This window comes from Thauera sp. (assembly GCF_035444905.1).
GTDB lineage: Bacteria > Pseudomonadota > Gammaproteobacteria > Burkholderiales > Rhodocyclaceae > Thauera.
On record NZ_DAOMPS010000030.1, the window covers coordinates 18,989 to 43,752 of the forward strand.

Below are 24,764 nucleotides of genomic sequence, written 5' to 3' on the forward strand. Positions count from 1 at the left end.
TGGCGTCTCCCCGTGGGGCGGTCGAGGGTTCAGGCGGACTGGCCGCTGAAGTCGAAGGCGTCGCTGCCCGGCGTGCGGCAGGCGGTGCCCTCCATGACCTCGCGCCGGCCATCCACATAGACGACCTGGTCGAAGCGGCGGCACTCCTTGCCGGCGTCGGCGTAAAAGTCCGAGGTCGGCGTCACCGCGAAGTCTCGCCCGCTGTCCTCGTTGTGCCAGCTCACCGTCTGTCCGCGCGGCGCGGTCTGGATCGTCTCGGCGAGCCGCTTGCGGTCGGCATCGTCCATGTACTGGCCGATCATGCGCCCCACCGCGCCGCCGATCAGGGCGCCGATCACGGCGCCGCCGGTGCTGTCATTGCCGAGTTTGTAGCCGATGAGGCCGCCGAAGATGCCGCCGATCGCGGTTCCCACGTCGCGCTTCTGCATGTTCTCGCAGCCGCTTGCCGACAGCATTAACAAGGCGGCGAGGGCGGCGGCCAGGGGGCGTGCGGCAGGCAGGCGGCGCATGTCGATCTCCTCGGGCGGGAGGCGAAGGCGGGAAGTGGAACAGGGCGGGCAGCCAGCTGCTACGGGTCTCGAGACGGTCGCGACAGGGGCTGGCACATCCATTCTAGTTCACGCTGCGGCGTGCGCTTGCCTGCGCTCAGGCGCAGGCCGCGCCCGCCCCGCGGCGCCGCGCAGGCGCGCGCTTCAGCCCGGGTAGCGCAGGAAGGGGCGGCGGGCCTCGACCCAGGCCGCTTCGTCCGGACAGGCGAGCACGTCGAGGTCTGCCGGGCTCGCGGCCGGGTCGTCCACCCACTCGCGCAGCAGCGGCGAGCCGTTGATGAGGTCGATCGCGCGGCGCTCGAACTCGTACTCGTAGCCGAAGTCGCGCCACAGCGGGTAGTCGGGCTGCAGGCGGCGAAGGGCCTTGAAGGCGAGGGCCTGCAGGCGCCACGGGCGAAAGGCGGCGTGGTCGTAGTGGGTCGGGTCCTCGACGTGGATCTGCACGCCGCTGCACAGCCGGCCGGCATGCTTGTGGAAGGTTGGCTCGAACCAGCACTCGCGCAGCGCGCAGCCGCGCAGCCAGTCGGGGGCCAGCGCGTGCATCTCGGCGATCAGGGCGCGCGCGTCGAGCCCGGGGGCGCCGAACAGCTCCAGCGGGCGGGTGGTGCCGCGGCCTTCGGACAGGGTCGTGCCCTCGAGCATCACGGTGCCGGCATAGCAGCGCGCCATCGACAGGTTGGGCGCGTTGGGGCTGGGGTTGATCCAGCTGCGCACGCCCAGCGGCCAGCCGTGGCCCGGCGCGGCATCGGGCTGCCAGCCCTGCATGGTGACGACCTGGCAGTCGACGTCGAGCTTGAGGGTGGCGATGAACCAGGCGGCGAGCTCGCCCATCGTCAGGCCATGGCGCATCGGCAGCGGGCCGGCGCCGACGAAGCTCTCCCAGCCGGGGCGCAGCGTCGTGCCCTCGACCGGCCGGCCGGCCGGATTGGGGCGGTCGAGCACCCACACCGCCTTGCCGTGGCGGGCGGCTTCCTCGAGCACGTAGCGCAGCGTGGTGATGAAGGTGTAGATGCGACAGCCGAGGTCCTGCAGGTCGACCAGCAGCACATCGAATGTCTCCATCATCGCCGCAGTCGGCCGGCGCACCTCGCCGTACAGGCTGAACACCGGAATGCGGTGCAGCGGGTCGATGTAATCGGCCGACTCGACCATGTTGTCCTGCTTGTCGCCGCGCAGGCCGTGCTGCGGCCCGAAGGCGGCCGACAGGCGGAGGTCGGGCAGGGCGGCGAGGGCGTCGAGCGAGTGCGTCAGCGTACGCGTCACCGAGGCGGGGTGGGCGAGCAGGGCGCTGCGGCGCCCGACGAGCGGGCGGCGCAGCGTGGCGTCGGCGAGCAGGCGGTCGAGGCCGAACTGGATGGCGTCAGGCATGGCGGCAGAGGCAGGCTCAGGCGACTGCGCGGGGCGCAGTGGTGAGGGCGAGCACGAAGGTCTCGCGGGCGTGGAAATCGGGCTGGGCGGCGACATGGCGCAGCGCCCAGTATTCGTGCCGGCCATCCTTGCGCTCGATGACGGCGGCGAGGTTGACCTGCAGGTCGGTGCCCGGCGGCACCACCGGCAGCAGGGCCGCCGGCACGTAGGCCTCGAGCAGCAGCCCGTCCCGGGTCGGCTCGACGCGCAGCTCGGGCGAGGCCGCGGGCACGAAGTCCGCGACGCGCTCGCGCCAGGCGCGAAAGGCATACACCGCCCACTGCCCGCTGGGGGAGAAGTTGTACTCGCGGTACTGGGATTCGCCGGGCACGCCGAGGAAGACCTCGAAGCAGGTGTGCTTCCACAACTCATCGGCGGGTCCGGGCGTGCGCGCGGCGGGAATCGCCAGGCGGCCGGGGCGGCTGTCCTCGAGGCGGAACTCGAACACCGCGCCACCTTCCGGCGGGGCATACATCGTCGCCAGCAGGCGTCCGACCGGGCCACTGGCGGGCGCGCCGGCGTCCGGGCTGCTCGGGTGGGGGCGCAGGCCCACGGTGATGAGGGGGACGCGGGGACGTTCGGGCTGGCTGGGAGGCACGATGCAGGCTACTGGCGGGTGGTGAGGCAGGCGCAATCTTAGCCGCTGGCGCGGGGGGCGGATATGGCCGCGGGCAGTCATCGGCACACTTTTTGTTCCGCCAGGCAAAATTCGCAATCGCTCATGTTGCATTGCACAAAACCCGCGTGTATGATCTGTTCCGTCTCCTCCACTCTCCTCGTGATGTGGATTTAAGCCCGGTCTCGCAAGCGACCGGGCTTTTTTTCGGGCGCAGCCGCTCGCGCCCGCGGCGGGCGAGGGATGACCCTGCTTGAGCGCGGCGGCGCTTGCATCGCACACTGCATGCCCATGCGCGCCTCGCCCCTCGCCCACATCGTCCTCGCCCAGCTCTTCGGTACCTCGCTGTGGTTCTCCGCCAACAGCGCTGGCGCCGACCTGATGCTCGCCTGGGGCTTGAGCGCGGCCGACATCGGCCGCCTCACCAATGCCGTGCAGCTCGGCTTCATCCTCGGCACGCTCGGCTTCGCCCTCAGCGGGCTGGCGGACCGCTTCGCCGCGAGCCGCATCTTCGCCTGCTGCGCGCTGCTCGGCGCGCTGGCCAATGCCGGTTTCGCGCTATTCGCGCGCGATCTGGCCGATGGCCTGGCGTGGCGCTTCGTCGTCGGCCTGGCGCTCGCCGGCGTCTATCCGCTCGGCATGAAGCTGGTGGTGAGCTGGGTGCCGGAGCAGGCCGGCGCGGCGCTCGCCTGGCTGGTCGGCATGCTCACCCTCGGCACTGCCCTGCCGCACGGAGTGCGTGCGCTCGACGCGGGCCTTGGCTGGCAGGCCACGATCCTGGTGTCGTCCGCCCTTGCCTTGATTGCAGCCGGCATGATCCTGCGCCTCGGTGACGGGCCGCAGCTGAAGCGACGACCTGATGCACCGCGGCTCAGGCTCGGCGCGGTGCTGATGGCGCTGCGTGAGCCGCGCTTTCGCGCTGCCGCGGGCGGCTACTTCGGCCACATGTGGGAGCTGTATGCGATGTGGACGCTGGTGCCGCTGCTCGTGCTCGCGGCCGCGCCCGCCGGCGGCGTGTCGGGGCCGGCCTTCGCGGTGATCGCGGTCGGCGCCGCAGGCTGCGTGCTGGGTGGGGCGCTGAGCCGGCGCTTCGGCAGCGCGCGGGTGGCGGCCGTGGCGCTGGTGGTGTCGGCGCTGTGCTGCGCGCTCTATCCGCTTGCCGTCAGCTTGCCGCCGCTGTGGCTGGCGCTCCTGATGCTGGTGTGGGGCGCCAGCGTGGTGGCGGATTCGCCGCACTTTTCGGCGCTGTCGGCGCGCGCCTGCGCACCCGAGATCGTGGGCAGCGCACTTGCCTTCCAGAATGCCATCGGCTTTGCCATCAGCATGGTGTCGATTGAGCTCGCGACCCGGCTGTGGCCCCTGATCGGCGAGCGCGTGGCCTGGCTGCTGCTGCCCGGTCCGCTGCTCGGCCTGCTGGCGCTGCGCCCGCTGTGGCGCGCTGCCACGCGCCCGTCCTGAGCCGGCGCCGGGGGACTGCTTCGGCGCATCCGCGTGTCGGAGTTGGCAGTCGCGGCCATCCAGACTGCCCATATTGGGGCCAACGCGATTATGCTGGCAGCCTCTTTGGCCTCCCAATCGACCGCGTCCGCGCTTCTCCCGATGGCCGCAACTGCTTCGACCTCGCTCAGCTTCAGGCTGTGGGCCGTGATCGTGATTGCGGTCCTGCCGGTGCTCGCCTTGACCGTTCTCGATTACCTTGGCCAACGCAGCCAGGCGATCAGCGACGCAGAGCATGACAGTGTGCGGATGCTGGTGGCGGCCCAGCAGGAGGAAGACCGAACGCTGCACAGCGTCGCCAACGTGCTCAGCGTAATGGCGAGGTCCGACAACCTGCGCAGCCTGGACTCGGACGACTGCGATGGCCTTGTTCAGCGCCTGTTGTCCACCTTCACCGATTTCCACAATCTTGGCGCCGTCCTGCCTGATGGTCGGCTTTTCTGCAGCGGCTTACCCGGGCGAGCCGGTATCAGTGTCGCCGACCGCGAATGGTTCAAGGCGGCTCTGGGCGGTACCGGGGTCACGGCGGGCAACTACCTCGTCGGCCGTCTCAGTGGCAAGGCCTCGATCACCTTCGGCTATCCCTTGCGCGATGAGCATGGCGAACTGCGCGCGGTGCTGTTTGCCGCGCTGTCGCTCGATTGGTTCGACCGCCTTGCCGCCAGTTACCGCCTGCCCGAAGGTTGGGAGGCGACGCTGCTGAGCACCTCCGCACAGGTGCTGGCGCGCCATCCGGCCGTCGGCAACGGTGCGGGGCAGCCCCTGGCCGCGTCGCAGATGGAGGCTTTCCGCCGCATCCTGGCACTGCCCAGGCCGGTCGCCGAGGCGAAGGATCTGGATGGGCGCGGCCGCCTGTACGGCGTGAGGGCGGTCAGCCTGGCGAGTGAGGAGCTGCTGGTGGCGATCGGCGCGCCGCTGTGGAGGACGCTGGCCGAAATCGATCGCGCTTTCTGGGCGCACGTCCTCGTTCTGGTGTCGGTCTGCCTGTTTTCGGCGGTGGTGGCCCATTATTGCATCCGCAGTTTCATCGAGCGCTGGGCGCTCGGGATGCAGGGGGTGCTGGCGCGCATCGCCCGTGGCGAGCCGGGGGCGCGGGTGGGCAGGCCGACCTCGGTGCGCGAGCTGCGCGCGGTGGAGGAGGGCGTCGATCGCATGGCCGCCGATCTCGAGCGGCGCAATGCCGAGCTCATCCGCCGCGACGAGGAGCTGAGTCGGCTGTCGATGGCGATCGAGCAAAGCCCGGAGAGCGTCGTCATCACCGACACCGACGGGCGCATCGAGTATGTCAACGACGCCTTCGTGCGCAACACCGGCTATGCGCGCGAGGAGCTCATCGGCGGCAATCCGCACATCCTCAACACTGGCCGCACGCCGCGCGCGACCTACGAGCAGCTGTGGGCGACGCTCGCACGCGGCGAGGTGTGGCGGGGCGAATTCACCAACACGCGCAGGGACGGCAGCCACTACACGGAATCTGCAACCATCGCGCCGATCAAGGGTGCGGACGGGCGCGTCACCCACTATGTGGCGGTCAAGGAAGACATCACGCTGCGCCGCGAGTCGGAAGCAATGCTGCATCGGCTCGCCTACTACGACCCCCTGACCGAGCTGCCCAACCGCGCCCTGTTGCGCGATCGTCTGCAGCAGGCATTGCTGTCGAGCGCCGAGACCGGTGAGTGCGCCATGTTGCTGCTGCTCGACGTCGACCGCTTCAAGCAGCTCAACGACACCCAGGGACATGGCGCGGGGGATCGCCTGCTGCGGGCCGTCGCCCGCCGTCTGCGCCATCAGCTGCGCGAAGAGGACACGCTCGCCCGCCAGGGCGACGACGATTTCGCCGTCATCGTCGAGCGTCTCGGCAGCAACCAGGCCGAGGCGCTGGTGCGTGCCGAAGCGGTCGCGCGCCAGATCCATGCTGCGCTGTCGACCCCCTACGAAGATCTGGACGACAGCGGCCGCCCGCACTACATGACCTTCAGCATCGGCATCACCCTGTTCCAGGGCCGCCAATGGTCGCTGGAGAACCTCCTCAAGCAGGTCGAGGTCGCGCTCTACATGGCGAAGGAAGAAGGGCGCGACACGATCCGCTTCTTCAGTCCGCAGATGCAGGCCCAGGTCCAGGCCCATGCGGCGATGGAGGCCGGCTTGCGCGATGCGCTGGCGGCAGAGGCGCTCCAGCTTCATTTCCAGCCTCAGGTCGATGAGCAGGGTGAGGTGGTCGGGGCCGAAGCCCTGGTGCGCTGGCCGCTGGCCGAGGGCGGCATGGTGTCGCCGGCGCAGTTCATCCCGGTGGCGGAGGACACCGGCCTCATCGTGCCGCTGGGCAACTGGGTGCTCGACACGGCTTCGCGTCAGCTGGCGGCCTGGCAGGCCGAGCCGGCCACCCGCGGCCTGAGCGTGGCGGTCAATGTCAGCGCGCGCCAGTTCCTTCAACCCGATTTCGTCGCCCAGGTGCTGGGCTGCGTGGAGCGTCACGCGCTCGATCCGGCCGGGCTCAAGCTCGAACTGACCGAGAGCGTCATCCTCGGCGACATCGACGAGACCATCTACCGCATGGCGCAGCTGCGCGCGCTGGGCGTGCGCTTCGCGCTGGACGACTTCGGCACCGGCTATTCCTCGCTGTCCTACCTGCGCCGCCTGCCGCTCGACCAGCTCAAGATCGACCAATCCTTCGTGCGCGATATGCTCAGCGATGCCGGCAGCGAGACCATCGTGCTCGCCATCCTCGGCATGAGCCGTTCGCTCGGCCTGGAGGTGATCGCCGAGGGCGTCGAGACGGCCGAGCAGCGCGCCTTCCTGCACGCCCACGGCTGCCGGCGCTTTCAGGGCTATCTGTTCGGCAAGCCCCTGCCCCTGGCGCAATGGCAGCCGCAGTGGCTGGCAGGAAGCGCCGGAGTGCGCGAAGATCGCGCCTGAAGCCGCAAACGGTGTTCACTTACCACGAGGCAAGCAAGAATGAGGTTGAATCGGGGCATCGCAGGGGCCTGCCTGCTGTTGGTCGTCGCGGCCGCGCCGGTGTCTGCGCAGGTCGAGCAGCTGCGGGGCGGCAGCCTGAGCCTGCGTTGTGGCGGCATCGGTCTCGAAGCCTCGCAGCGCATGCGCGCCGAAGTGGCGATGCATGCGCTGACCCTGCTGTTTTCCAGCGAGGACGGCGCCTATCTGACCGATGTGCAGACCCGCGTCGACAATCCGCTGGGCAACCAAAGCGTTGAAGTCTCCTGCGGCCCAATTGCTCAGATCGATGTGTCCGAGGCGGGCAACTACCGCATCACCGCCACCTACGAAGGCGTGCGTCAGGAACACTGGGTCGAGCTGGTGCCGGGCGGCGGTGCGAGTCTGTCGCTGCGCTGGCGAGAGTGAACGGGGCGGGCACGGGCGGCCGCGGCGCCCGCAGATGCGTCACTCCACCCCCCCGCCCTATGCAAGCGGCGCCGAGCCGTTAAACTCGCGCTCTTTGTCCAGTTTCAGCCGGAGCGAGTCATGACTGTGCAGCGCGTCCTCACCGGGATCACCACCTCGGGCACCCCCCACCTCGGCAACTACGCTGGCGCGATCCGCCCGGCGGTGGCCGCCAGCCGCCATCCGGGCGTGGAGAGCTTCTACTTCCTGGCCGACTACCATGCGCTGATCAAGACCACCGATCCGCTGCGCGTGCAGCGCTCGACGCTGGAAATCGCCGCCACCTGGCTTGCCGCCGGGCTGGACACCGATCGCGTGTGGTTCTACCGCCAGTCCGACATCCCCGAGATCCCCGAGCTCACCTGGCTGCTCACCTGCATCGCCGGCAAGGGGCTGCTCAACCGCGCCCACGCCTACAAGGCGGCGGTGGACAAGAACACCGCCGACGGCGTCGATGCCGATGCCGGCGTCAACATGGGCCTGTACATGTATCCGGTGCTGATGGCGGCCGATATCCTGATGTTCAAGGCGCATTCGGTGCCGGTCGGGCGCGACCAGATCCAGCACATCGAGATGGCACGCGACATCGCCGGCAGCTTCAACCACCTCCACGGCGAGCACTTCGTCCTGCCCGAGGCCGCGATCGACGCCTCGGTGGCGACCCTGCCGGGGCTGGACGGGCGCAAGATGAGCAAGAGCTACGACAACACCATCCCGCTGTTCGCCCCCAGCGCCGAGCTGAAGAAGCTGGTGTTTTCCATCGTCACCGACTCGAAGGCGCCAGGCGAGCCCAAGGATGCCGACGGCTCGGCGCTGTTCGAGCTCTTCCAGGCCTTCTCCAGCGCCGAGGAGGCGCGCGCGATGCGCACCGCCTTCGAGGAGGGCATCGCCTGGGGCGAGGCCAAGCAGGCCTTGTTCGAGCACATCGAGCGCGCCGTCGCACCGATGCGCGAGCGCTACGAGGCCCTGATCGCCGAGCCGGCGCAGATTGAGAAGCACCTGCTCGAAGGCGCGGCCAAGGCGCGCGCGATCGCCACCCCCTTCATGAGCGAGCTGCGCCACGCGGTGGGCCTGCGCAGGCTCACCGACGTCGCCCGGCCGGCGAGGGCGGACAAGCCCAGGGCCGCGGCCCAGCCGCAGTTCAAGCAGTATCGCGAGGCCGACGGCCGTTTCCACTTCAAGCTCGTCCACGCCGAGGGGCATGCGCTGCTGGTGAGCGCGGGCTTCGCCACGCCGCGTGAGGCGGGTGCGCTGGTCGCCTTCCTGAAGCAGGGCGGCGAGTTCGAGGTGGCCGGCAATGGCGTGTTCGTGGCCGGCGAACGCGTCGCGGAACTGGCCGCCGACGTGGTCGCGATCGAGGTGCGGGCGGCCCTCGCGGCGCTCGCCGCGTGATGGGGCGAGCGCCGCGAGGCCGATGAGCGGCCGCGGCGCAGGGGCAGCGCCGAGAGCCTTGTCGCGGGCTGCCCTCAATGGCGGGTGATGACCGCCTCCAGGTATTCGCCGGGCACCACCAGCGAGCCCGCACCAGCGATGTTGAGCGAATCGAGCAAGGCCAGCAGGTCGGCCTGCAGGCGGGCCTGGCCGGCTTCGTCGAGCGCGGCGAAGGCCTTGTGCGTGGGGCCGTAGTAGTTGCGGAAGACGTCGATCCAGTGCGCGGCCGAGCGGTAACGGAAGTTGAAGGTGCGGCGACTGCACTGGATGTCGCGGGCATGAGCGCCGAAGAGCTCCACCAGGTAGGGCTCGTCACCCCATTTCACCGGCGAGGTCAGCCCCGCCGGCGGCGGCACATGGCCAGAGAGGGTGCGGAACAGGCGGCCGATGAAGCCCTCCGGGGTCCATGCAGCGAGGCCGATGCGCCCACCCGGGCGCACGACCCGCAGCAATTCGCTGGCGGTGCGCCGGTGATCGGGCGCGAACATCGCACCGAAGGTCGACAGCACGGCGTCGAACTGGCCGTCGGCGAAGGGCAGCGCCTCGACGTCGGCGACCTGGAACTGCACCGCCAGGCCTTCGGCGCGTGCGCGGCCAGCGGCCTTGTCGAGCAGGGCGCCGACGTAGTCGGTCGAGGTGACGGCGGCAAAACGGCGCGCCGCGGCGAGGGTCGCGTTGCCGTTGCCGGCGGCGACGTCGAGCACGCGTTCGCCTGCGCGCACGTCTGCCGCTTCGGCGAGGTTCTCGCCGACGATCTGCAGGGTGGTGCCGATGACCGCGTAGTCGCCGCTGGCCCAGGTGGCCTGCTGGCGTTGCTTGATGGCGGCGAGATCCGGGGTGGCAGCGGTGGCGGCGGTGGCCGCGCGCAGTTCGGTAGGGGCGTTCATGATGGGTTTCCTTGCTCCGGGGTTGGGGGATGGGCCTCTGCGGGCCCGTGCCGGCGCTGACTGCATCCGACGTCGTCATTCTTTCGCCGGCGCGGATTCGGTGCTTCACTGGAAATCCGGCAGCCTTGCTCGTGCGTCCGCCATTGCGCCGCCAGGCACTGCCGCGATTTGCGGAGGTCCCGGCTCATGGGCCGCGATACGCTTTCCGATCTGCTCGGCACCGTGCGCTTGCGTGCGGCGGTCTTCTTCTATGTGAGCTGCTGGCGCAACTGGGCAACCGAGGCCCCGCCGGCCGGCGAGATTGCGGCTGCGGTGATGCCTGGTGCGGAGCATGTCATGGCCTTCCACATGCTGGCCCGCGGCAGCGGCTGGGCCGCGATCAGCGGCGAGGTGCCGCTGCGCCTGGCGACCGGCGACATCGTCGTGCTGCCGCATGGCGATGCCCATGTGATGTCGAGTGCACCGGGCCTGGCGGGGGATCGCCTGGAGCCGGAATGGATGTTCGCCAACCGCAACGCGCCACGCCCGATCCCGTTCACTTACCGCGACGGGGTCGCCGCGCCGGGGCCGGCCGAGCCCGGCGAGGACGCCGATGCGCTGCTCGTGTGCGGCTTTCTCGGCTGCGATCTGCGCCCCTTCAACCCGCTGGTGAGCGCCTTGCCGCGCCTGCTGCACCTGCCGGCGGCGCGCGCCGGGGGCTGGATGGCACACGTCATCGACCAGGCCGCGTGCGAATCCGCCGAGCGCCGCGCTGGCGCCGATGCGGTGCTCGAGCGCCTGGCGGAGATGATGTTCGTCGATACCGTGCGCCGCTACCTCGACGATCTCCCTGCCGAGGCCAGAGGCTGGCTGGCCGGACTGCGCGACCGCCAGGTCGGTCGTGCGCTGGCGCTGCTGCATGCCGACCCTGCCCGTGGATGGACGATCGACGAGCTCGGGCGCCAGGTCGGGCTGTCGCGCTCGGCGCTGCACGAGCGCTTCGTGCAGTTTCTCGGCCAGCCGCCGATGCACTACCTGGCGAGCTGGCGCATTCAGCTCGGCTCGCGCCTGCTGCGCGAGACCCGCCTGACGGTGGCGGCGGTGGCGCTGGAGGTCGGCTACGAGTCCGAGGCGGCGTTCTCGCGCAGCTTCAAGCGCCTGGTCGGCATGCCGCCGGCCGCCTGGCGGCGGCAGATCTCGGCGGCGGTGGCGCCCAGCGGGACCGCGATCGCCGAGCTGGCCGCCTCCGCCGCGCGCGGCTCGATCACCCCCTAGTCGGACGGGCGCGGGCGCCCGCGGGTGGGTGTGTCGCCCTTGCAACAATGTCATTTTTGCGCGCCAGAATGCGGATAATCAGCGTCATGAGATTTCGCCCCGCCCGTCCGTGACGACCGACCTTCCGCATCCCGAGCCGGGGCCCCCGCAGCCGCCTGCGCGCCGCCCGTTCCGCTTCTGGCGCCTGCTCGCGGCCCTCACCCTGGTCCTGTTGCTGGTGGCGCTCGTCGCCGGCGGATTGCTGATCTCGCATGAACTCAAGAGCTCCCGGCTGCAGGCGCGCGAGATCGCGCGCTATGCCGCCCGGCTCGATTTCGAACGGGTCGCCGGGCCGAGCGCGGCCGTCGTGTACCCCACCCACGGCCCCTTCGATCAGCGCCTGGGCTACACCGAACTGCCGCGCTTCATCGAGCGCCTCGGCGCGCGCGGCTTCGAGCTGACGATGCAGACCCGCTTCAACGATGCCCTGCTCGATTACGTCGGTCATGGCCTGTTTCCGCCCTATCGCGAGAAGGCGCGTGCCGGCCTGGATGTGCTCGATTGCCGCAGCGACACGCTGTACGACTTCCGCTACCCCTACCGCGGCTATGCCGACTTCGAGTCGGTGCCGCCGGTGGTGGCCGAGGCGTTGCTGTTCATCGAGAACCGTGGCCTGCTGGACGAATCGCGCCCGCTGCTGAATCCGGCGGTGGACTGGGTGCGCTTTGCCCGTGCCGCCCTCGGCCAGCTCGGCCGCATGGTCAATGAAGACCTCGACGCCCCCGGCGGCAGCACGCTGGCGACCCAGATCGAGAAGTACCGCCACTCGCCCGACGGCATCACCCACGATGCGCGCGAGAAGCTGCGCCAGATGGTTTCGGCCAGCGTGCGCGCCTATCGCGACGGTGAGGAGACCCTGCCGGTGCGCCGCCAGCTGGTGCTCGACTACCTGAATACGGTGCCGCTGTCGGCCGCGCCCGGCCACGGCGAGGTCAATGGTGTCGGCGACGGGCTGTGGGTGTGGTTCGCGAGCGATTTCGAGCGGGTCAATGCGCTGCTGTCCGCGCCCGAGGCCCTTGACGACCGCGACACGCTGCAGGCCCAGGGTATGGCGCTGCGCCAGGTGGTGGCGTTGATGATCGCCCACCGCCGCCCGTCCTGGTACCTGGCGCGCGGCCGTGAAGTGCTCACCCGCACCACCGATGCCTATCTGCGCCTGCTCGCCGAGAGCGGCATCATCAGCCCGGCGCTGCGCGACGCTGCGCTGGCGCAGCCGCTGGTGTACCGCGACCTGAAGGCCAACCCGCCACTGCGTCCGGCCAATCCGGGCAAGGGCACGACCGCGGTGCGCGCGCGCCTGGCCGGCATGCTCGGCACTTCGCTGTACAGCCTGGACCGGCTCGATGCCGAGGTCGACACCACGCTGCACGCCGGCCTGCAGCAGGCGGTGAGCGACTACCTCGGGCGTCTTGCCGATCCCGCTTTCGCGCGCAGCCAGGGCCTGGTCGCCGACCGCATGCTCAACCCCGCCACGCTCGGCGCCGTGCGCTACAGCTTCACCCTGGTCGAACGCACGCCCGGCGGCAACCGCGTGCGCGTGCAGACCGACACCACCGACCAGCCGCTCGACATCAACGAGGGCAGCAAGCTCGAGCTCGGCTCCACCGCCAAGCTGCGCGTGCTCACCACCTACCTGGAGATCGTCGCCGAGCTGCACGGCCGTCTGGCAGCGCTGGACGTGCCGGCGCTGCGCCGCGTCGAGGTCGACCGCCAGGACAACCTCACGCGCTGGGCGATCGACCATCTCGCCACCGCCACCGACCGCAGCCTGCCGGCGATGCTCGAGGCCGCGCTCGAGCGTCGCTTCTCGGCCAATCCGGGCGAGGGCTTCTTCACCGGCGGCGGGCGCCACACCTTCGGCAACTTCAACAGCAGCGACAACCTGCGCGAGCCCACGCTGCGCGAGGCCTTGCAGGCCTCGATCAACCTGCCCTTCGTGCGCCTGATGCGCGAGATCGTGCGCCACACCATGTACCAGGTGCCGGGCAGCACCGCGCGCCTGCTCGAGGACAACGAGGACCCGCGCCGCGTCGAATACCTTGCCCGCTTCGCCGACCGCGAGGGCCAGACCTTCCTGCGCCGCTTCTGGCGCAAGTACCAGGGACGCGCGCCCGAGGAGATTCGCTCGATGCTGCTCGACGGCCTGCGCCCGAGCGCCGAGCGCCTGGCCGCGGTGTTCCGCTACCTCGAGCCGGAGGCGCCGCCGGATGCGCTCGCGACCTTCCTCGGCCGCCGCCTCGGCGACGCCCGCCTGTCCGAGAGCCGCATCGCGCAGCTCTATGAGCGCCATGGTCCCGAGGCCTGGGATCTGCCCGACCGCGGCTATGTCGCGCGCGTGCATCCGCTCGAGCTGTGGCTGGTCGCCTACCGCCTGCAGAACCCCGAGGGCAGCTTCGCTGACGCCGTCGCCACCAGCGCCGAGCAGCGCCAGGAGGTGTATCGCTGGCTGTTCCGCACGCGCTCGCGCAGCGCCCAGGACGTGCGCATCTTCACCATGCTGGAGGTCGAGGCCTTCCTCGACATCCACCGCCGCTGGGCGCGGCTGGGCTACCCCTTCAGCCATCTGGTGCCTTCGCTGGCGACCGCGCTCGGCAGCTCGGGCGACCGGCCGGCGGCGCTCGCCGAGCTGATGGGCATCATCGTCAACGACGGCGTGCGCCTGCCCACCCGGCGCATCGACCGCGTGCGCTTCGCCACCGACACGCCCTACGAGACCGCGTTCGCGGTACGCCCCTCGGCGGGCGAGCAGGTGATGCCGCCCGAGGTCGCCGCCGCCCTGCGCGGCGCGCTGTCCGACGTGGTCGAGAGCGGCACCGCGCGCCGGCTGGCCGACAGCTTCCGCCTCGCCGACGGCACCGAGCTCACCGTCGGCGGCAAGACCGGCACCGGCGACAACCGCATCGTCATCGGCGGCCGTGCCGGGCTGGCGCTCAACCGCACCGCGACCTTCGTCTTCTACCTCGGCCCGCGCCACTTCGGCTCGCTCACCGCCTATGTCATCGGCCCCAATGCCGCGGCCTACCGCTTCACCTCGGCCCTGCCGGTGCAGATCCTGAAGTCGATGGGGCCGGTGCTGCTGCCGCATCTGGAGGCCGACTCGGCGCTGGCCTGCCGGCCCTTCGACGACCTGCCGCTGCCGGCGGCGCCGGCGCTCGAACCCGCGCCGGCCGAGGCGGACCGGCTGCCCGATGACGAAGCGGCCGCGGGCGGCCTGGCGGGCGGCGAGGCGGGTCGCCCGGATGAGGAAGCAGGCGCTGCAGGCGACGAGACCCCGCCGCCGGTGGAGATCGACGAGCCCGAGGCGCCCGAACCGGACCCGCCGCTGGTCGCGCCGCCGGCGGGCGAGGCCCAGCGCAAGCCGCCGGCGGGCGAGCCGACGGCTGCCGAGCCCGCCTCCGCGCGCCTGCGCGTCGGCCGCATCGAGGGCCCGGGCGTCAGCGCCGTGCCGCCGACAGACGCGCCTGCGCCGTTCGGTTCAGTTCCGGCGCCCGTGTCTGCAGGAAGCCCAGGAAGGCCGCCGCAAGGGGGCTGAGGCGCTTGCCGCCGGGGTAGACCACCTGCCATTGCGAGTACACCGGCGTATCGACCACCGATAGCACGGCGATGCCCTCGTCGGCGGCATGCGCCAGCGCGTGCGCCGACAGCACCGACAAGCCCAGGCCACCGGCCACCGCCTGCCTGACCGCCTCGTTGCTGCCCAGCTCAAGCCGCGGCCGCAGCGTCAGTCCGTGTTCGGCAAAGAAGTGCTCGGTGGCCTGGCGCGTGCCCGAGCCGGGTTCGCGCAGCACGAACTCCTCCTCGGCCAGCGCCGCCACCGGCAGCGCGCTGCGCCCGGCGAGGGCGTGGTCGGCCGGCGCGATCACCACCAGCGGGTTGTTGAGGAAGGGCGTGGCGACGACCACGGGGGCTTCCGGCGGCCGGCTCATGATGTAGAGATCGTCCAGGTTGTCGGCCAGGCGGCGGATCACGGCGTCGCGGTTGAGCACCACCAGTGACACCTCGACCGCCGGCCGCTCGCGCCGGAAGTCGCCCAGCAGGCGGGGGATGAAGGTCTCGGCGGTGCTCACCACCGCCAGCCGCAGGCGACCGGCGAGGTCGCCGCGCAGACCGGCGAGGGTCTCGTCCAGGGCCTCGAGTTCGTGCTCGACCCTTTGCGCGCTGGCGACGACCGCCTCGCCGGCCGCGGTCAGGTGCAGGCGGCGGCCGACACGCTCGAACAGCGCCAGCCCGACCTGCTCGGACAACTGGCGCAACTGCGCCGAGAGCGTGGGCTGGGTCAGGTGCAGGCGCTGGGCGGCGCGCGTCACGCCGCCCTCGCGCGACACGGCGAGCAGCAGGCGGAGCTGGTGAAGGGTGAGGCGCATGGGTTAAACCATAGATTAAAGTCTATGAAAAAACTAAAAAGATATGATTTTTATCCATGTGTGCGCTGCGGCAAAATCGGCTCGCCTCTCCACTCACCGGAAAACAACAAATGGTCGATGCCGTTCCCTTCTTCTTCGCCCTCGGCGCCGTCGCCTCGCTGGTGCGCAGCGGGCTGCGCCTGCCCTCGGCGGTGTTCGAGACCCTGTCCATCTACCTGCTGCTGGCCATCGGCCTCAAGGGCGGCATGGAGATCGCGCGCTCGGAGAGCGCCACGCTGTGGCTCGATGCGCTGCTCGCGATCGGCCTTGGCGCGGTGATCCCGCTGTTCGTCTTCCCGCTCTTTCGCCTGCGCTTCGGCCGCGCGGACTCGGCCTCGCTGGCGGCGCACTACGGCTCGGTCAGCATCGTCACCTTCGCCGTCGGCGCCTCCATCCTCGGCGCCCGTGGCATCGAGGTCGAAGGCCATCTGGCCCTGCTCGCCGCGCTGATGGAGGCGCCGGCGCTGATCGTCGCCACGCTGATGGCCCGCCTCGGTCAGCCGGGCGCGGACGGGCGCTCCACCACCAGCGCGCTGGTGCATGAGGTGTTCGCCAACAAGAGCGTGGTGCTGCTCGGCGGCGGCATCCTGATCGGCTGGATGGCGGGTCCGCAGGGGCTGGAGCCGATGTCGCCGCTGTTCGTCGATCTGTTCAAGGGCGCGCTGTGCCTGTTCCTGCTCGAGATGGGCCTGATCGCCGCCGACCGCCTGCCCGACCTGAAGAAGGCCGGCCTCTTCCTGGTCGGCTGCGGCCTGGCACTGCCGCCGGTGCTGGCCCTGGGGGGCTGGGCGGTGGCGCAACTGATGGGGCTGGGCGTGGGCGGCACGGTGCTGATGATGACGCTCGCCGGCAGCGCCTCCTACATCGCCGCGCCGACCGCAATGCGCATCGCGGTGCCCGAAGCCAACCCGGCCCTGGGCGTGGCGGCGGCGCTGGCGGTCACCTTCCCCTTCAACCTGCTGGTCGGGATTCCGCTGTACCTGTGGTGGGCGCAGAAGATGGCTGCGTGAGCGGCGGCGCGGGGCTGAGTTCCTGCTCGGCACCGAGGTCGATCGCGGAGGGCGGGGACGGTGGGGGCGCCGGCTGCGGCGGGCGCGGCGGAGCGGGTTCGGGCGGCGGCAGGGCGGATTCGCGCGGCGGCGGGGCGGATTCGCGCGGCGGCGGGGCGTCCGCCTCGGCCGCCGGCTCTTCGGCGGGGTGCGCCGCGACGGCGCCGGGCTCCTCGGGAGCCATCATCTCGAGCACGGTGGAGGAGGTGCGCATCATCGCGGTGAACTGGGCAGGCTCATCGACGATCTCGTCCTGGGTGCGGCGGTACTGCACGAAGGCAAAGATCGCCAGCGGGACGAAGGCCAGGCCCAGGTGCAGCGGCAGGGCGATGGCTCCGAACACGCCCATCAGCGCACCGGCGATGGCTGGGCCGGCGGCCGCGCCGACACCGTGAAGAAAGAGCACGCCGGTGTTGCCGGCGAGAATCTCGTCCTGGTGCAGGTGGTCGACCAGGTGCGCGACCACGATCGGATAGACGGCGAAGGCCGCACCGCCGAACAGGAACAGCCCGGCCAGTGGCACGTAGTCGATGTGGCCGAGCAGGGCCACTGCCACTCCGGCCACGGTGGCGCCGATGGCCGCCACGGCGAGCGCCAGGCGACGGTCGCCGGCGTCCGAGAAGCGTCCCATCGGCCATTGCAGCAGCGCGCCGCCCACGATCGCGGTGGTCATCAGCAGGCCGACGCCGGCCGCATCGAGGCCGATGCGTTCGCCGTAGACCGGGGTGAGGCTCCAGAACGCCCCCATCGACAGCCCGGATGACAGCGCACCGACGTAGGCCGCGGGCGCCGCGCGCCAGATCATGCGCAGGTTCAGCCGCCGCCGGGCGCCGATCTGCGGCTGCGGAAAGCGCGTCATGGTCACCGGCAGCAAGGACAGGCAGACGAAGATCGCCGCCACCGCGAACAGGGTGAAGGCGGCCGGGGTGTCCAGGCGCAGCATCTGTTGGGCGGCTGCCAGCGCGGCAAGGTTGACCACCATGTAGATGGCGAAGACCTGGCCGCGGCGCTCGGGGGCGGTCTGGTCGTTGAGCCAGCTCTCGATGACGGCATAGAAGCCCACCAGGCCCATGCCGGTGAGCACGCGCAGCGCCATCCACACCCAGGCATCGACGATGAGGGCATGGAGCAGGATGCAGCTTGCCACCGTGGCGCCGAAGAAGGCGAAGGCGCGGATGTGGCCCATGCGCCGGATCAGCTGCGGGGCGACGAAGGTGCCGAGGAAGAAGCCGAGGAAGTAGGTCGAGCCGATCAGGCCGAGGGTGTTGGTCGAGAAGCCTTCCAGGCTGCCGCGCAGCGGGATGACCGTGTTGACCAGACCGGAGCCGAGCAGCAACAGGGCGATGCCGCAGAGCAGGGCGCCGATGGGGAGGAGGGTGGGGAGCATGGGCAGGGCCGCTGCGGCTGTCCGCGTCGGGTCGACGCAGTCGCCGTGACGGGCGGTTTACTTGTGGTCGCGGCAGTGTACCAGCCCCTTGCGGGGCCTGCCCGGTGCGCCCGTGGCGCGGGCCGCCGCCAGGGGGCTTCAGACGAAGACGGGCTCGGGCTCGAGCTGCACCGCGAAACGTTGCTCGACGTCGGCGGCGATGGCCTGCGCGATGCGTTCGACGTCGGCGCCGCGCGCGCCGCCGAGATTGACCAGCACCAGAGCCTGCTTGGCGTAGCAGCCCACCGGGCCGAGCGCGCGCCCCTTCCAGCCCGCCTGTTCGATCAGCCAGCCGGCGGCGAGCTTCTCGCGCCCGTCGGCCTGGGGGTAGTGCGGCATCGCCGGGTGCGCGGCGAGCAGGGCGGCACAGCGTTCGCGATCGACCACGGGATTCTTGAAGAAGCTGCCGGCATTGCCCAGTTGTGCGGGGTCGGGCAGCTTGCGGCGACGGATGGCGATCACCGCATCGGAGACGTCGAGCGCGCTCGGAGTTTCGATGCCGGCGGCGGCGAGGGCCTGCGCCACGTCCGCATAACGGGTGACCGCCTGCCAGGGACGGGGCAGGCGAAAGCGCACCGCGGTCACCAGCCAGCGCCCGGCCTCGCGCTTGAACACGCTGTCGCGGTAGCCGAAGCCACAGTCCGCCGGCCCGAACTCGCGCACCGCGCCGGTGGCGAGGTCCACCGCGTCCAGCGCGGCGAAACGCTCGGCGAGTTCCAGGCCGTAGGCGCCGATGTTCTGGATCGGTGCGGCGCCCACCGTGCCCGGGATCAGGGACAGGTTCTCCAGCCCCGGCCAGCCGTGCTCCAGGGTCCAGCGCACGAAGTCGTGCCAGCCCTCGCCTGCGCCGGCCTCGACGATCCAGGCATCGGCCGTGCTTTGCAGCAGGCGGCGGCCAGCGAGCTCGACCTTGATCACGGTGCCGGGGACGTCGCCGCGCAGCACCAGGTTGCTGCCGCCGCCAATCACCAGGCGCGGCGTTCGTGTCCAGCCGTCTTCCGCCATCAGCGCACGCAGCTGCTCGAGGCTGCGCAGGCGCACCAGGCGCGCGGCGTGCGCCGGCAGGCCGAAGGTGTTGAAGGCGGTCAGCGCCGCGACGCGCAGGTCGAGCGCGGCCTCCACGTCAGCGCTCGGCGGGCAGGGCGGCACGCACCGGCTCCGCGGCCCCGCAGTCGCGGGCACCGGCCGGCTGGATGGGGAAGAGGCGGTCGTAGCCGAGGTTGAACAGCAGGGCATAGACCGTGTAGGTGACGGCGAGCCCGATGTCGGCGATCAGCGCCTCCAGCCAGCCCATCCCGGTCCACCACATGATCACCGGCAGGGTCAGCAGCAGCAGCCCGCCCTCGAAGCCGAGCGCATGCAGGCAGCGCAGGCGGAAGGGGCGGCGGTCGGCGCTGCGGCCGGTGAGGCGGCCCTCGAACCAGTCGAAGCAGGTGTTGTAGCTGCCGTTCCAGATCGCCGCGATGAGCGCGAGCAGGGCGAGCAGGCCGATCGATTCGGTGAGCGGCACGCCGCTGAGCCAGGCGAAGGGTGGGGTGATGAGCACCAGGCCACCGACCTCGAACAGGGCGATCTGGCGCAGGCGATCCGGAAAGGAGCGAAGCTTGGGTTTGGCTGACACGGTCGAATCCTGCGGCCCGGCGAGCGGACACCGGACCAGACGAGCGGGTCGTCCCGCAGTTCGCCGACGTCGCCGCGCGGGCGCGCAGCGGGCGGAGTCGTCCCCGCGTCGGAAGGCTAACGGCCGTAATTAGACCCGACGCCACGCCGATTGGCAAGCACCGCGGCTTGCGCCCATGGGTGGCCGCAATCGGCCCTGCGTCGCGGACTGACGGGCGGGCTGGATTAGAATCCCGCCACGATCCACGCCCCCCAGGAGCCCCCATGTCCGACGCCGACGCCAGCCAGCCTCCCGTTCTCCTCGCGCTACGTGAGGCCTTTGGCGCCGACGCGGTGCTGGCCGGCGACGCCAGCCCCCGCCACCTGCAGGACTGGAGCGGCGTCGCCGGCGGCGTGCCGCTCGCCATCCTGCGCCCGCGCAGCAGCGACGAGCTGTCGCGCATGCTCGCCATCTGCCACGCCCACGAGCAGGCGGTGGTGCCGCAGGGCGGGCTGTCGGGGCTGTGCGGCGGCGCGGTGCCGGGGGCGGGCGAGGTGGTGGTGTCGCTCGAGCGCATGAACCGTATCGAGTGCATCGATATCGACTCCGGCACGGTGACCGTCGAGGCCGGCGCCATCCTGCAGAACGTGCAGGAGGCCTGCCGCGCGGCCGGCGCGCTGCTGGCGGTGGATCTGGGCGCGCGCGGCTCCTGCCAGGTCGGCGGCAACGTCGCCACCAACGCCGGCGGCAACCGCGTGATCCGCTACGGCAACACGCGCGACCTGGTGCTGGGCCTGGAGGTGGTGCTGGCCGACGGCACCGTGCTGAGCATGATGAACCAGATGGTGAAGAACAACGCCGGCATGGACCTCAAGCACCTGTTCATCGGCAGCGAGGGCCTGCTCGGGGTGGTGACGCGCATCGTCTTCAAGCTGCAGCCGCTGCCGCGCGGGGTCAGCACCGCCATCGTCGCGCTCGAGGACTATGCCGCCGCGCTGCGCTTCCTGCGCCACGCGCAGCAGAGCCTGTCGGGCCAGGTCAGCGCCTTCGAGATCATGTGGCGCGACTACCTGCAGACCGCGGTCGAGGCCGGGCGCCTGCGCGCGCCGCTGGCGGGCGACTACCCGGTGTATGTGCTGATCGATATGCACTGCGGTCAGCCCGACACCGATGCCCAGCGCTTCGAGGCCATGCTCGAGCAGGCGATCGAGGCCGGCTGGATCCTGGACGCCGCCGTCGCCCAGTCGGTGGCCGATGCCGAGGCCTTCTGGGCGATCCGCGACGGCGTTGCCGAGGTGCTGCGCGACTACGCGCCCACGCTCAACTTCGACGTCTCAGTGCCGGTCGCCCACATCGGCGACTGCGCCCGGCGGGTGCGCGCAAACCTCGAGCGTGACTGGCCGCAGTTGAAGGCCTTGTTCTTCGGCCATGTCGGCGACGGCAACCTGCACGTGGTCGTGTGCAAGGTACCGCAGGACCACAGCAGCCTCGAGCGCATCGAGGAGGCGGTGTATGGGGTGGTACGCGACTACGGCGGCTCGATCTCGGCCGAGCACGGCATCGGCCTATTGAAGAGGCCGTGGCTGGCGTATTCGCGCAGCGCGGCCGAGATCGCGCTGATGCACAGCCTCAAGCAGGCGCTTGACCCCAAGGGCCTGCTCAACCCCGGCAAGATGCTCTGAGGGGGCGCGGCGCGCGCGCTCAGGCCACCTTGTCGGGCGGCGTGCGGCCGTCGAAGAAGGCGATGAGGTTGTCCACCACGCGCATCCCCATGGCCACCCGCGTCTCGCCCGTCGCGCTGCCCAGGTGCGGCAGCAGCACGACGTTCTCCAGCGCCAGCAGGCCGGGGTGGACCTGCGGCTCGGCCTCGTAGACGTCGAGACCGGCGCCCGCGAGGCGGCCGGCCTGCAGCGCCTCAACCAGGGCCTGCTCGTCCACCACGTCGCCGCGGGCGGTGTTGATCAGGAAGGCGTGCGGCTGCATCGCCGCCAGCCGCGAGGCGTCGATCAGGTGGCGGTTGGCACCGCCGCCCGGACAGTGCAGCGACACGAAGTCGGCCTGCGCGAGCACGTCCTCGACGCGCTCGAGCTGCGTCGCCTGCAGCGTGCCGAGCTGCGCGGGGCCGAGCCGGCTGCGATTCTGGAACACCACCTTCATGCCGAAGCCGTGCTGCGCGCGCATCGCCACCGCCTGGCCGATGCGGCCCATGCCGATGATGCCCAGCGTCTTGCCACTGAGGCGGGAGCCGACGAGGTGGGTCGGCCGCCAGCCGCGCCAGCGCCCGGCGCGCAGCTCGCGCTCGCCTTCGCCGGCGCGGCGCGCCACCATCAGCATCAGGGTGAGGGCGAGATCGGCGGTGCAGTCGGTGAGCACGCCGGGCGTGTTGGTGACGGTGAGGCCGGCCGCGCGCGCGGCGTCGACGTCGATGTGGCTGTAGCCCACGCCGTAGTTCGCCAGGATGCGCGCGCGCGGCGACGCCACCGCCAGCACGCGGGCGTCGAGGCGGTCCGAGACGGTGGGCAGCACGGCGTCGTGCTCGCGCAGCGCCTGCTGCAGCTCGGCGGCCGACAGCGGATGGTCGTCGAGGTTGAGCGTGGTGTCGAAGCGCGCCGACAGCGCGCGCTCGACCTCGTCGGGCCAGCGGCGGGTGAGCAGGATGCGGGGGCGGGTCATGGCGGCCTTACAGGACGTGGCGGGGCTGCTCGATGATGGTCTGGTAGACGAAGCTCCTGATCATCAGGCGGTCGTTGGGCTGCAGATTGCGGAAGTCGAGGCCGTAGTGGTAGTCGGCCGCCCCGCCGTCCGGGTCGTCTTCGCGCTCGACGTTGCGGATGTCGGCGGCAACGGTGAGTTCGGCGTCGACGTCGTGCAGCTTGAAGCGGAAGCGCAGGCGCACCGTGCCGCCCTTGTCGCCGACGGAGGTACGCGTGTGCAGCAGCACCCCGGTGGCGCTGAGATTGAGCAGGGTGCCCGGGTGCATCGCCGGGTCGTCGGCGTCGGGGCCGACCTCGGCGGCAAGCCGGGTGCGCACCCGGGTGGCCTTGCGGATCACGCTGCCCTGGATCAGCGTCGGGAAGCTCAGGTGCACGTAGTCGAAGGGCAGTCGGCACACGCGCATCACCGAGGTGCGAAAGGCGAAGGCGCTCTGGCGCGAGAACACGCGCACGATGACCGGATCGTTGTCGACCAGTTCGATCCGCCGTCCCCTCGCCTGTGGGGTGGTGACGATCAGGCTGAGGTTCTCCACGTAGCCGACCACGCGCACGACGCTGCGGCTCACGCCCCTGGCGGCCGGGCACTCGACCTGCAGGCGATCGCCGACCGCCAGGCGCATGTCCTCGAAGCTGAAGCCCTTGTGCCCGGCGTCGTCGCTTGCGCTCTCGGCGGCCTGGCTGTCGAATTCCTGCTGCTCGATTGTGGTCTCGCTCATCGTGATCCTTGTGCCCATTCGCATGCGGCTACCGACTCGGCGCACCGTGCGCCGGGCGTCGCGCGGGGAAAAACGCCAAGCCGATTGTAGTCAGTGCCGCTGGGCCCCAATGTGGAATTTGGCGCGTTTCGTGATCGGATGCACCGGCGTGGCGCGATGTGTCGGGCACTGCATGCACGGCCGTGGTGCGGTGACCGTCCTGCACTGCATCAAAAGCGGGCCCCGCGCTCGCCCTCGCGGCCTGCCGTGCATCATGACGATGCGATCCGTTCCAGGCTGGTGCAGGCGTGCAAGCGCGCGGCACTCAAGGCGGCGACGGCCGCAATCGCGTCCACCAAGCCCCCTTTCGATCACATGGCACAGCAATTGCTCTCGGGCTAGTGACAACGAGCTTCGTTGTGCTGTGCTACTTCAAACTCAAAGGGGTCCGTCCATGAATCGTCGCAATTTCGTCAAGGCGCTCACGCTGTCCGCTTCCATCGCCGCCATCGGCCTGCCGGCCGGCGCCCAGGCTGCCGACACCATCAAGGTCGGCGTGCTGCATTCGCTGTCGGGCACGATGGCGATCTCGGAGACCGCGTTGAAGAACGTGGCGCTGATGACCATCGAGGAGATCAACGCCGCCGGTGGCGTGCTCGGCAAGCAGCTCGAGCCGGTGGTGGTCGACCCGGCTTCGAACTGGCCGCTGTTCGCCGAGCGCGCGCGCCAGCTGCTGGCGCAGGACAAGGTGGCGGCGGTGTTCGGCTGCTGGACCTCGGTGTCGCGCAAGTCGGTGCTGCCGGTGTTCAAGGAGCTGAACGGCCTGCTCTTCTATCCGGTGCAGTACGAGGGCGAGGAGCTCGAGAAGAACGTCTTCTACACCGGCGCCGCACCCAACCAGCAGGCGATCCCGGCGGTCGAGTACCTGATGAGCGACGAAGGTGGCGGCGCCAAGCGCTTCGTGCTGCTCGGCACCGACTACGTGTATCCGCGCACGACCAACAAGATCCTGCGCGCCTTTCTCAAGAGCAAGGGCGTGAGCGATGCGGACATCATGGAGGACTACACCCCCTTCGGCCATGCGGACTATCAGACCATCATCGCGCGCATCAAGCAGTTCGCCGCCGAGGGCAAGAAGACGGCCGTGGTGTCGACCATCAACGGCGACTCCAACGTGCCCTTCTACAAGGAACTGGGCAATGCCGGCCTGAAGGCGACCGACGTGCCGGTGGTGGCGTTCTCGGTCGGCGAGGAAGAACTGCGCGGCGTCGACACCAAGCCGCTGGTCGGCCACCTGGCGGCGTGGAACTACTTCATGTCGGTCGACAACGCCGAGAACAAGGCCTTCATCGAGAAATACCGCGCGTGGGCGAAGAAGAACGGCGTGCCCAACGCCGACACCGTGGTCACCAACGACCCGATGGAGGCCACCTACGTCGGCCTCCACATGTGGAAGCAGGCGGTCGAGAAAGCCGGCACCACCGACGTGGACGCGGTGATCGCGGCCATGGGCGGCCAGAGCTTCAAGGCACCGTCGGGCTTCACCCTCAAGATGGACGAGACCAACCACCACCTGCACAAGCCGGTGCTGATCGGCGAGGTGCGCGACGACGGCCAGTTCGACGTCGTGTGGCAGACCCAGGAACCCATCCGCGCCCAGCCGTGGAGCCCCTTCATCGAAGGCAACGAAGGCAAGCAGGGCCTCTGAGCTCCTCGCAACGCGCACGCCGGATCGATGCGGACGGATCGGCATCGGTCCGGCGTGCGGTAACGACAAGGGGGTGTGTGCCCCCTGATCC

19 protein-coding genes are annotated in these 24,764 nt (G+C 70.6%); 9 read left to right on the forward strand and 10 right to left on the reverse strand.

Translation table 11 applies throughout. From position 1 onward, the window contains the following. Positions 1-29: 29 nt before the first annotated feature. The 3 genes from PLC66_RS13735 to PLC66_RS13745 all read right to left on the reverse strand — a co-directional run bounded on the left by PLC66_RS13735 (position 30) and on the right by PLC66_RS13745 (position 2,553). The gene (locus tag PLC66_RS13735) at positions 30-509 is read right to left on the reverse strand and encodes an RT0821/Lpp0805 family surface protein (RefSeq protein ID WP_324541344.1); all 480 of its coding nucleotides are present in this window, start codon (positions 507-509) and stop codon (positions 30-32) included. A 183-nt stretch (positions 510-692) separates the two neighbouring features. Beyond that, entirely contained in the window at positions 693-1,916 is a 1,224-nt protein-coding gene (locus PLC66_RS13740) for an exo-beta-N-acetylmuramidase NamZ family protein (protein ID WP_324541346.1), read from the reverse strand. 16 nt (positions 1,917-1,932) lie between these two features. After that, on the reverse strand, positions 1,933-2,553 hold the full coding sequence (locus PLC66_RS13745) for a DOMON-like domain-containing protein (RefSeq protein ID WP_324541348.1): 621 nt from the start codon (positions 2,551-2,553) through the stop codon (positions 1,933-1,935). A gap of 309 nt (positions 2,554-2,862) precedes the next feature. Here PLC66_RS13745 and PLC66_RS13750 point away from each other — a divergent pair, with 309 nt between their 5' ends. From PLC66_RS13750 to PLC66_RS13765, 4 genes are all read left to right on the forward strand, one after another. Continuing rightward, positions 2,863-4,029 (forward strand): MFS transporter, encoded by a 1,167-nt coding sequence (locus PLC66_RS13750; protein ID WP_324541350.1) that lies wholly within the window; start codon positions 2,863-2,865, stop codon positions 4,027-4,029. Positions 4,030-4,170: 141 nt separating this feature from the next. Continuing rightward, the gene (locus PLC66_RS13755; protein ID WP_324541352.1) at positions 4,171-6,984 is read left to right on the forward strand and encodes a bifunctional diguanylate cyclase/phosphodiesterase; all 2,814 of its coding nucleotides are present in this window, start codon (positions 4,171-4,173) and stop codon (positions 6,982-6,984) included. Positions 6,985-7,023: 39 nt separating this feature from the next. Continuing rightward, the gene (locus PLC66_RS13760; RefSeq protein ID WP_324541354.1) at positions 7,024-7,428 is read left to right on the forward strand and encodes a hypothetical protein; all 405 of its coding nucleotides are present in this window, start codon (positions 7,024-7,026) and stop codon (positions 7,426-7,428) included. A 120-nt stretch (positions 7,429-7,548) separates the two neighbouring features. Continuing rightward, positions 7,549-8,859: a tryptophan--tRNA ligase gene (locus tag PLC66_RS13765; protein WP_324541356.1), complete on the forward strand. Its 1,311-nt coding sequence runs from the start codon at positions 7,549-7,551 to the stop codon at positions 8,857-8,859. A 74-nt stretch (positions 8,860-8,933) separates the two neighbouring features. Here the strand turns inward: PLC66_RS13765 and PLC66_RS13770 are convergent, their stop codons facing one another. Next, a complete protein-coding gene (locus tag PLC66_RS13770; protein ID WP_324541358.1) occupies positions 8,934-9,785 on the reverse strand; it encodes a class I SAM-dependent methyltransferase in 852 nt (283 codons plus the stop codon). Between the two features lie 186 nt (positions 9,786-9,971). Here PLC66_RS13770 and PLC66_RS13775 point away from each other — a divergent pair, with 186 nt between their 5' ends. Further along, complete coding sequence (locus PLC66_RS13775; RefSeq protein WP_324541359.1) at positions 9,972-11,039, forward strand: AraC family transcriptional regulator; 1,068 nt, start codon at positions 9,972-9,974, stop codon at positions 11,037-11,039. 109 nt (positions 11,040-11,148) lie between these two features. Continuing rightward, complete coding sequence (locus PLC66_RS13780; RefSeq protein WP_503012209.1) at positions 11,149-14,610, forward strand: transglycosylase domain-containing protein; 3,462 nt, start codon at positions 11,149-11,151, stop codon at positions 14,608-14,610. On the opposite strand, the gene PLC66_RS13785 is transcribed toward PLC66_RS13780, so the two are convergent. Beyond that, on the reverse strand, positions 14,513-15,442 hold the full coding sequence (locus PLC66_RS13785; protein ID WP_324541361.1) for a LysR family transcriptional regulator: 930 nt from the start codon (positions 15,440-15,442) through the stop codon (positions 14,513-14,515). The two genes, PLC66_RS13780 and PLC66_RS13785, sit on opposite strands and share 98 nt — an antisense overlap. A gap of 110 nt (positions 15,443-15,552) precedes the next feature. Here PLC66_RS13785 and PLC66_RS13790 point away from each other — a divergent pair, with 110 nt between their 5' ends. After that, on the forward strand, positions 15,553-16,491 hold the full coding sequence (locus PLC66_RS13790) for a sodium-dependent bicarbonate transport family permease (protein WP_324541363.1): 939 nt from the start codon (positions 15,553-15,555) through the stop codon (positions 16,489-16,491). Here PLC66_RS13790 and PLC66_RS13795 read toward each other — a convergent pair. From PLC66_RS13795 to PLC66_RS13805, 3 genes are all read right to left on the reverse strand, one after another. After that, entirely contained in the window at positions 16,433-17,917 is a 1,485-nt protein-coding gene (locus tag PLC66_RS13795; RefSeq protein ID WP_324541365.1) for an MFS transporter, read from the reverse strand. The two genes, PLC66_RS13790 and PLC66_RS13795, sit on opposite strands and share 59 nt — an antisense overlap. 138 nt (positions 17,918-18,055) lie before the next feature. After that, on the reverse strand, positions 18,056-19,105 hold the full coding sequence (gene murB / locus PLC66_RS13800) for a UDP-N-acetylmuramate dehydrogenase (RefSeq protein ID WP_503012210.1): 1,050 nt from the start codon (positions 19,103-19,105) through the stop codon (positions 18,056-18,058). Continuing rightward, positions 19,080-19,577 carry a PACE efflux transporter gene (locus PLC66_RS13805; RefSeq protein ID WP_324541366.1) on the reverse strand — a complete coding sequence of 166 codons (498 nt, stop codon included), beginning with the start codon at positions 19,575-19,577 and terminating at the stop codon, positions 19,080-19,082. The genes murB and PLC66_RS13805 overlap by 26 nt, the downstream gene beginning before the upstream one ends. Before the next feature lie 263 nt (positions 19,578-19,840). Between PLC66_RS13805 and PLC66_RS13810 the strand changes: the two genes are divergently transcribed. After that, a complete protein-coding gene (locus PLC66_RS13810; RefSeq protein ID WP_324541368.1) occupies positions 19,841-21,238 on the forward strand; it encodes an FAD-binding oxidoreductase in 1,398 nt (465 codons plus the stop codon). 19 nt (positions 21,239-21,257) lie between these two features. Here the strand turns inward: PLC66_RS13810 and PLC66_RS13815 are convergent, their stop codons facing one another. After that, positions 21,258-22,229, reverse strand: coding sequence for a 2-hydroxyacid dehydrogenase (locus tag PLC66_RS13815; RefSeq protein WP_324541370.1), 972 nt, complete (start codon positions 22,227-22,229; stop codon positions 21,258-21,260). A gap of 7 nt (positions 22,230-22,236) precedes the next feature. Further along, entirely contained in the window at positions 22,237-22,986 is a 750-nt protein-coding gene (locus PLC66_RS13820; protein ID WP_324541372.1) for a flagellar brake protein, read from the reverse strand. Between the two features lie 433 nt (positions 22,987-23,419). Between PLC66_RS13820 and urtA the strand changes: the two genes are divergently transcribed. Beyond that, a complete protein-coding gene (urtA, locus tag PLC66_RS13825; RefSeq protein WP_324541374.1) occupies positions 23,420-24,673 on the forward strand; it encodes an urea ABC transporter substrate-binding protein in 1,254 nt (417 codons plus the stop codon). Positions 24,674-24,764: the final 91 nt, after the last annotated feature.

What these genes read in the sequence shown, in the direction of transcription:
- PLC66_RS13735 (WP_324541344.1), bottom strand. Translation starts at nt 509, where the DNA reads ATGCGCCGCCTGCCTGCCGCACGCCCCCTGGCCGCCGCCCTCGCCGCC.
- PLC66_RS13820 (WP_324541372.1), bottom strand. Translation starts at nt 22,986, where the DNA reads ATGAGCGAGACCACAATCGAGCAGCAGGAATTCGACAGCCAGGCCGCC.
- PLC66_RS13750 (WP_324541350.1), top strand. Translation starts at nt 2,863, where the DNA reads ATGCGCGCCTCGCCCCTCGCCCACATCGTCCTCGCCCAGCTCTTCGGT.
- PLC66_RS13765 (WP_324541356.1), top strand. Translation starts at nt 7,549, where the DNA reads ATGACTGTGCAGCGCGTCCTCACCGGGATCACCACCTCGGGCACCCCC.
- PLC66_RS13760 (WP_324541354.1), top strand. Translation starts at nt 7,024, where the DNA reads ATGAGGTTGAATCGGGGCATCGCAGGGGCCTGCCTGCTGTTGGTCGTC.
- PLC66_RS13810 (WP_324541368.1), top strand. Translation starts at nt 19,841, where the DNA reads ATGTCCGACGCCGACGCCAGCCAGCCTCCCGTTCTCCTCGCGCTACGT.
- PLC66_RS13795 (WP_324541365.1), bottom strand. Translation starts at nt 17,917, where the DNA reads ATGCTCCCCACCCTCCTCCCCATCGGCGCCCTGCTCTGCGGCATCGCC.
- urtA (WP_324541374.1), top strand. Translation starts at nt 23,420, where the DNA reads ATGAATCGTCGCAATTTCGTCAAGGCGCTCACGCTGTCCGCTTCCATC.
- PLC66_RS13755 (WP_324541352.1), top strand. Translation starts at nt 4,171, where the DNA reads ATGGCCGCAACTGCTTCGACCTCGCTCAGCTTCAGGCTGTGGGCCGTG.
- PLC66_RS13790 (WP_324541363.1), top strand. Translation starts at nt 15,553, where the DNA reads ATGGTCGATGCCGTTCCCTTCTTCTTCGCCCTCGGCGCCGTCGCCTCG.
- PLC66_RS13740 (WP_324541346.1), bottom strand. Translation starts at nt 1,916, where the DNA reads ATGCCTGACGCCATCCAGTTCGGCCTCGACCGCCTGCTCGCCGACGCC.
- PLC66_RS13815 (WP_324541370.1), bottom strand. Translation starts at nt 22,229, where the DNA reads ATGACCCGCCCCCGCATCCTGCTCACCCGCCGCTGGCCCGACGAGGTC.
- PLC66_RS13770 (WP_324541358.1), bottom strand. Translation starts at nt 9,785, where the DNA reads ATGAACGCCCCTACCGAACTGCGCGCGGCCACCGCCGCCACCGCTGCC.
- PLC66_RS13775 (WP_324541359.1), top strand. Translation starts at nt 9,972, where the DNA reads ATGGGCCGCGATACGCTTTCCGATCTGCTCGGCACCGTGCGCTTGCGT.
- PLC66_RS13785 (WP_324541361.1), bottom strand. Translation starts at nt 15,442, where the DNA reads ATGCGCCTCACCCTTCACCAGCTCCGCCTGCTGCTCGCCGTGTCGCGC.